This is a genomic window from uncultured Acetatifactor sp. (genome assembly GCF_948601915.1).
Taxonomy (GTDB): domain Bacteria; phylum Bacillota; class Clostridia; order Lachnospirales; family Lachnospiraceae; genus Acetatifactor.
On record NZ_CAPDXS010000217.1, the window covers coordinates 1 to 6,105 of the forward strand.

The window sequence follows — 6,105 nt, forward strand, 5'->3', positions numbered from 1 at the left end:
CGCCATTGGCCAACTGCAGCCTGCCGCCCAGCTTCCCGGCCAGCAGGCTGCAGATATACAGCCCCAGGCCGAAATGGGACGAGGACGCGGGCTTTCCCCTGTCCCCTCTGTAGTAAGGGGCAAAGGCATTCTGCAGGTCTTTCGGCGTAAACCCCACGCCGTCGTCCGCCACCTGGAGAACCAGAAAGTCCTGCTCCCTGTAAAGCCGGATACGGATGCGCTCCCTTGCGTAACGGGCAGCGTTGGAGAGAAGGTTCTCATAAATCTGGGAGAAGGCCTCCCTGTCCATCCACAATTCCTGCTCCTGCAGCTCGAAGCGGATTGCGGTCTCCACGCCTTTTGCGCCACCCATGGCTGCCTTTTCCCGGGGAAAGAGGGATGCGGCGGTCTCTTCCAGCAGCTCTTCCAAGGCTTTCGCCGAAACCGCCCTCAGGCAGGGGGCGTAGTCCTCCAGCCTGCGCAGGGAATTCATGGTGTCCAGATAGGAATTCATGCGCGTGACCTGATTGGAGATGGCCTGAAGGTCGGAGAGGATTTCCGGATCGGCATCCTGCTGGCCGGCCGTCAGGGTATCCAGGAGAAGGTCCGTGTGCCCCTGCAGCACGGTGAGGGGCGTGCGCAGGTCGTGGGCGAAGGCTGCGTTCAGCCGTTTGCGCTCCTCTACGGCATTCCACATCTTCCGGTTGTTCTGCTCCAGCTCCCCACGCATGGACTCAAAGGCCTGACAGAGCCTGCCCAGCTCGTCCGTGCCTTGATAGTCAATCTGGAAGTTCAGGTCATTCTCGGCAATCTTCCGGGCGGCCTGGTTCAGGACCTGGAGAGGCTTCTTCATTTTCCAGAGGTAGAAGACCAGGGAAAACAGGCAGAGGCAGAGGGAATACCACAGAATGGCCGCCATATTGTCCAGGCTCTCATAGAAGTCATACTTTTTCCGCTCCTCCTCGGGCAGCATGGCTTCCTCGAAGGGAATCAGGCCCAACTCTGCTATGGAAGCTTCCTCGAAGGGAACCATCTTCAGCTCTTGCCCAGCATCCAGGGTGGAAGCGTCATCCTCTGGCAAAGCCTTCCTGGACGGGCCGGCTTCCGGCTCTGTCATGGATGAATCCGACTGTTGCTCCTGTTCCGAGAGCGCTTCCTGAGGGGGTATGGCTGCCAGTTCCACGTAGCCTGCGGCAATCTCTCCCTTGTTCTTCTGAGCGAACCACATGGTGGCTCTGGTGAGGGAGAGGGCGCAGAGCAGAGCGGCCATGCCGCAGAGCACGAAGGCGGCGGGTATGGGAATCTGTCGAAGCTTCTTCTTTATCCTATCCATTTATATCCAATCCCCCAGACTGTCTCTATGCATGGCCCGCATCCGGCAGCGGCAAGTTTCTGGCGTATCTTGCGGATGTGTTCCATGATTACAGCATCGTCTCCGCTGCCCTCCAGCCCCCAGACCCTGTCGTAAATCCTGCCCCGCTCGAAGGTCTGGCCGCGGTTTAAGGACAGCAGCCGGATGATTTCAAATTCCTTGCGGTTGAAGCGTATCTGCTCCCCGCGGACATCGATCTCCCGGGCGGAGTAATCGATGGTCATATCGCCGAAGACCTTCCGCTGTATCTGCTTTTCCCGGCGCTCCCTGCGCAGATGGGCCTCGATGCGGGCGCTCAGCTCCGGCAGGGAGAAGGGCTTCACGATGTAATCGTCCCCGCCTGCGGAAAACCCCTCTACCTTATCCGCGTCTTGGTCCCTGGCGGTCAGGAAGAGGATGGGGCAGGAGACCCTGTCCCGGATGGCCCTGCAGACCTCGATGCCGTCTATCTGGGGCATATTGATGTCCAGCAGGATCAGGTCCGGCTGGCTTTCCGCCATGCGCATGGCCTCGGCGCCGTCCAGGCAATAGTCCGCGATGTAGGATCTCCGCTGCAGGAAACGCTGGAGCATGGACGCCACCTCTATCTCGTCATCGACAATTAATATACGGTATGACATATGATTTTCACCTCTCCTAGATTTTTAGTTTACACCACTCTTTGGTGTCCTGCAAGGCTGCCGGAAATATTTTGGCATGCAAAAGCATAAAAAAGATAGAAAACTGTACGCCCGAATGATATAATTTTAATAATATGGATATCGGTGCACCACATTTTATTTCCATACGACATAAAAAAACAGGAGGAGCGATAGCGTGATAATCGGGGCTGGCGGCCAGCGGCCTCATCTATGAGCTGTTCGGCATGGAGAGCAGCCCTATCGGAAAGAGAGAGAAGGAGGAAATCATGCAGAACCCATCCATTGAATCCTATTTGAACTGCAACTTTACATGCCAGTGCGGGCGGACGCACAAATCCCTGTTTGCCCACTATATTTTCGAGCCAGGCGCTATCGAAAGGCTGCCGGCGCTTTTGGTGCAGCTGGGCTACACAAGGCCCTATCTGATCTCCGACACCCATACAGACAGCATCCGCTACGGCAAGGAGCTGCGGGACCGGTATACCATCCTGCAGCTGATGTGGGATATCGACAGGCTGGAGGCAGAGGCCGGGAGGCTGGTGGAGAAGTATTGTGGCCAGGGAAGCGTGTAGGCATACGACAGCCTGTACAGGGAATACAGGACACTGCACGACTGCTTCGGCACAGGGGGCAATGAAGTGACGCATCGATTAAGAGGGCTTGGGTGACGGAGGGCCAGAGGAGAACATGAGCAGAAATCTTATTATTTTTACGGACAGCGGAGATACCATCATCGATGAGGGGACGCAGATATTTGACGAGAGGGGCATCGTCGTCAGTGCAGACCCCATTCCGGGCGCAGGAGAGGTGCTAAGGCAGCTGAAGGAAGAGGGATACCGCATTGCACTTGTGGCGGACGGAGCGTGGGAATCCTTTCAGAACGTGTACAGGGAAAATGGTCTGGCAGACTGCTTTGAGGAGTGGATCGTCTCGGAGACAGTGGGAGAGCAGAAGCCTGCCAGAGCCATGTTCGATGCCGCCATGGAGAAGATGGGGCTGACCGAGGCCCACAAGCCCTTTATCGTCATGATTGGCAATAATCTGAGTAGGGACGTGGCGGGAGCCAACCGGTACGGAATCACCTCTGTGTGGCTGGACTGGTCTCCTAGATATTTCCATACCCCACAGGAGCCGGACTGGCAGCCCGACTACAGGGTAAAAACTCCTGAAGAGCTGAGGCTGCTTATTCGGCAGCTGGAGGAAGGCTGCGTCAGAAAGAGGGAGCTGGCGGACAGGATTGCCTGTAAGATTCACAGGATGGCGGAGGCTTTTTCGAAGATTTTGTATGAGCCGGATGATTCGTTCCTGAAAAATATGGAGGGGCATAATCTGGCTGGGGACGATATCTCCAGGTATCGGTTCTGGGAGTGGACCCAGGGAGTGGGCCTGTTCGGGCTGTGGAAGTTGTATAGCTATGAGAAAAAGGATTCTTATCTGGAAATCCTGAAAGCATATTATGACAGACAGATTGAGACAGGGTTCCCGGCGCTGAACGTGAATACGGCGGCCCCCTATCTCGCCATGTCCTTCCTGGCGGAGCACACCGGGGAGGAGAGATATATGGGGCCCTGCGTGGAGGCGGCGGAGGAGATCATGGCATCCTTCCCAAGGACAAAAGAGGGAGGATTCCAGCACAGGACCTCGGACAGCGTCAATGAGGGGGAGCTTTGGGACGACACCCTCTATATGACCGTGCTCTTTTTGGCCAATATGGGGCGCATCCTGAAAAATGAGGAGATGAAGGCGGAGGCGGAATATCAGTTCCTGCTGCATGAAAAATACCTCTGCGACAAGGCCAGCGGACTGTGGTACCATGGCTGGAGCTTCCTGGAGGAGAGCAACTTTGCAGGGGCATTCTGGGGCAGGGGGAACTGCTGGATCACCATGGCCATTCCGGAATATCTGGCAATGGACGTATGCAGCAGACCGGTGAGGAGGATGCTGCGGAATGCGCTCCGGGCGCAGATTGAAGGCCTGAGGAGGCATCAGGCGGAGAACGGCATGTGGCATACCCTGATCGACGATTCTGACTCCTATGTGGAGGCAAGCGCCACCTGCGGGTTCGCATACGGTATTCTGAAGGCAGTGAAGGACGGGCTGGTGGAGAAATCCTGCCTGGAGGCGGCTGCCAGGGCAGTGGAGCCGATTTTGGGCTGCATAACGAAAGACGGCGTGGTGGAACAGGTGTCCTACGGGACTCCCATGGGGCGGGTCTCAAAGGAGTTCTATAAGGGAATCGAGCGAAAGCCCATGCCCTACGGCCAGGCGCTGGCAATTCTGTTCCTGATGGAGTACAGGACGATGCTTTGACCGGGATATGGGGCTTCGGAGAGGGAGGCGGACATGGAGAGACATTACCAGAGAATGATTCAGGATACACAGGACAGGGTGGCGAGATCCCTGCAGATACAGATTCTTGAGAAGGACAGCCCGAGATATGGAGGATTCGCGGATCCCGACGGAATCGTGCAGGCCAAGTTCGCAATCTACCGGACAGCAAGCATGATAGCTGCCTATTGTAATGAGGACACCTGCTATTATCAGGACGGGCGGGTACTGGACAGTATCCTGAAAGGGCTGGATTATGTCATGAGCGTCCAGCATGACAATGGGCTGTTCGATTATGTTACCTGCAACTTTTTCTCCGCGCCGGATACGGCGTTCTGCGTGAAGAAGCTGCTGCCCGTGTATCAGTATCTGAGAGGCAGACGGGACGGAGAAGGCGGGCAGGAGGATGGGAGCGGTAAGCAGGAGGGGAACCCTGCGGAGCTGACTGTCCATGAGGGCAGCATCCTGGAAAAGGTGGAGCATATCCTGAGGCAGGGGGCACAGGGCCTTTTGCAGGGAGGCTTTCACACGCCCAACCACCGCTGGGCCATTGCGTCCGTTTTGATGGCCTGCAGCAGGCTCTTTGGCAGCAGGGAGATGGAGGAAGCAGCCCTTTCCTATCTGAGGGAAGGCATCGACTGTAATGAAGACGGTGAATTCGCTGAGAAATCGGCAGGAAATTATAACAGGATCAATAATGACGCCATGATCATGCTGTCCGAGGCCACAGGGGACTGCTCCTATGAGCAGCATGCCGTCCGCAACCTGCGGATGATGCTGACCTACTGGGAGCCGGACGACAGCATCTTCACGGCCAATTCCACCCGCTTTGACAGGGACAGGCTGATTTATCCGAAGGACTATTACATGGAATACCTGAAGATGGGCATGAAATACGGGATACCGGAGTTCCTTCAGATGTGCAATACGATTTTTGAGATTGCGGACAGGCGGCGCATCGCTTCCCCGGATGCCCTGATCTGGTTCATGCTGTGCCCGGCGTACCGGAGGCTGGAGTATCAGGGGAGCTACCGCCGTCCTGATTTTGACCGTTTCTACCAGGAGTCCGGCATCGCCAGGGGGCAGCGGGGGAGGTTCACCTATACGCTGATGAACGGGAAATCCGATTTCCTCTATTTCCACAACGGGACTATGAAGCTGGGGATGAAGGTGGCGGGGAGCTTCTGCGAGCATCGGGCGTTCAAGAGCGACAGGATGGAGCGGGCATCCTGGGGAGAATACCATCTGAGCCAGACCATGCGGGGCTGGTACTATCTTCCCTTCGCCCAGAAGCCGCCTGTCAGCGACTGGTGGAGGATGGACAATGCTTCCAGGGATAAGTTAATGGGGCCGGACATGCAGGTCGATGTCTGGGTGAAGGAGACTGAGGGCGGGCTGGATGTGAGGGTGAAGACATCCGGCGTGGAGGGGGCTCCATGGAGGATTGAGCTGGCATTCACAGGTGTGGAGTTCCTGACAAATGAGTATGTGCACCTGCCGCTGACGGGAAGCGAGGCAGTGGTGGTGAAGCAGGGGTATACGGAACTCGGAAATGAGAGGGACGCCCTGATTGTGGGGCCCTGCTTCGGCGGGCATCGCTTTATCCAGGGAAAAGAGGACAGCGAGGCAAAGATACCCGGGGCTGCCACCGTTTATCTTACCGATTATACCCCTTTCGACCATGAGATACGGATTCGGGATAAGATGGCAGGGAACGGCGGCACCGGCGGGGAAAAGCCCTGACGGAGGCCTCATAGACATAATCCCCATCGCCTGTAGATCGGA

Annotated in this window: 5 protein-coding genes; 3 read left to right on the forward strand and 2 right to left on the reverse strand. The window is 56.6% G+C overall.

All coding sequences use genetic code 11. The features are described from left to right. Both Q2B33_RS22865 and Q2B33_RS22870 read right to left on the reverse strand, forming a co-directional pair. The coding region (locus Q2B33_RS22865) for a HAMP domain-containing sensor histidine kinase (protein ID WP_300822726.1) at nucleotides 1-1,312 on the reverse strand (1,312 nt) is incomplete at its 3' end. Further along, nucleotides 1,300-1,971, reverse strand: a complete 672-nt coding sequence (locus tag Q2B33_RS22870) for a response regulator transcription factor (protein WP_300565570.1) — start codon at nucleotides 1,969-1,971, stop codon at nucleotides 1,300-1,302. The genes Q2B33_RS22870 and Q2B33_RS22865, both read right to left, overlap by 13 nt. 245 nt (nucleotides 1,972-2,216) lie before the next feature. Between Q2B33_RS22870 and Q2B33_RS22875 the strand changes: the two genes are divergently transcribed. The 3 genes from Q2B33_RS22875 (at nucleotide 2,217) to Q2B33_RS22885 (ending at nucleotide 6,063) form a co-directional block, all read left to right on the forward strand. Then, nucleotides 2,217-2,564 carry a hypothetical protein gene (locus tag Q2B33_RS22875; RefSeq protein ID WP_300815227.1) on the forward strand — a complete coding sequence of 116 codons (348 nt, stop codon included), beginning with the start codon at nucleotides 2,217-2,219 and terminating at the stop codon, nucleotides 2,562-2,564. 115 nt (nucleotides 2,565-2,679) lie between these two features. Further along, nucleotides 2,680-4,302 carry a glycoside hydrolase family 88 protein gene (locus Q2B33_RS22880; protein ID WP_300565574.1) on the forward strand — a complete coding sequence of 541 codons (1,623 nt, stop codon included), beginning with the start codon at nucleotides 2,680-2,682 and terminating at the stop codon, nucleotides 4,300-4,302. A gap of 33 nt (nucleotides 4,303-4,335) precedes the next feature. Beyond that, nucleotides 4,336-6,063 carry a hypothetical protein gene (locus Q2B33_RS22885; protein ID WP_300565577.1) on the forward strand — a complete coding sequence of 576 codons (1,728 nt, stop codon included), beginning with the start codon at nucleotides 4,336-4,338 and terminating at the stop codon, nucleotides 6,061-6,063. Nucleotides 6,064-6,105 lie beyond the last annotated feature (42 nt).

Coding starts and splice junctions, on each gene's coding strand:
- Q2B33_RS22870 (WP_300565570.1), bottom strand. CDS start 1,971: ATGTCATACCGTATATTAATTGTCGATGACGAGATAGAGGTGGCGTCC.
- Q2B33_RS22875 (WP_300815227.1), top strand. CDS start 2,217: ATGGAGAGCAGCCCTATCGGAAAGAGAGAGAAGGAGGAAATCATGCAG.
- Q2B33_RS22880 (WP_300565574.1), top strand. CDS start 2,680: ATGAGCAGAAATCTTATTATTTTTACGGACAGCGGAGATACCATCATC.
- Q2B33_RS22885 (WP_300565577.1), top strand. CDS start 4,336: ATGGAGAGACATTACCAGAGAATGATTCAGGATACACAGGACAGGGTG.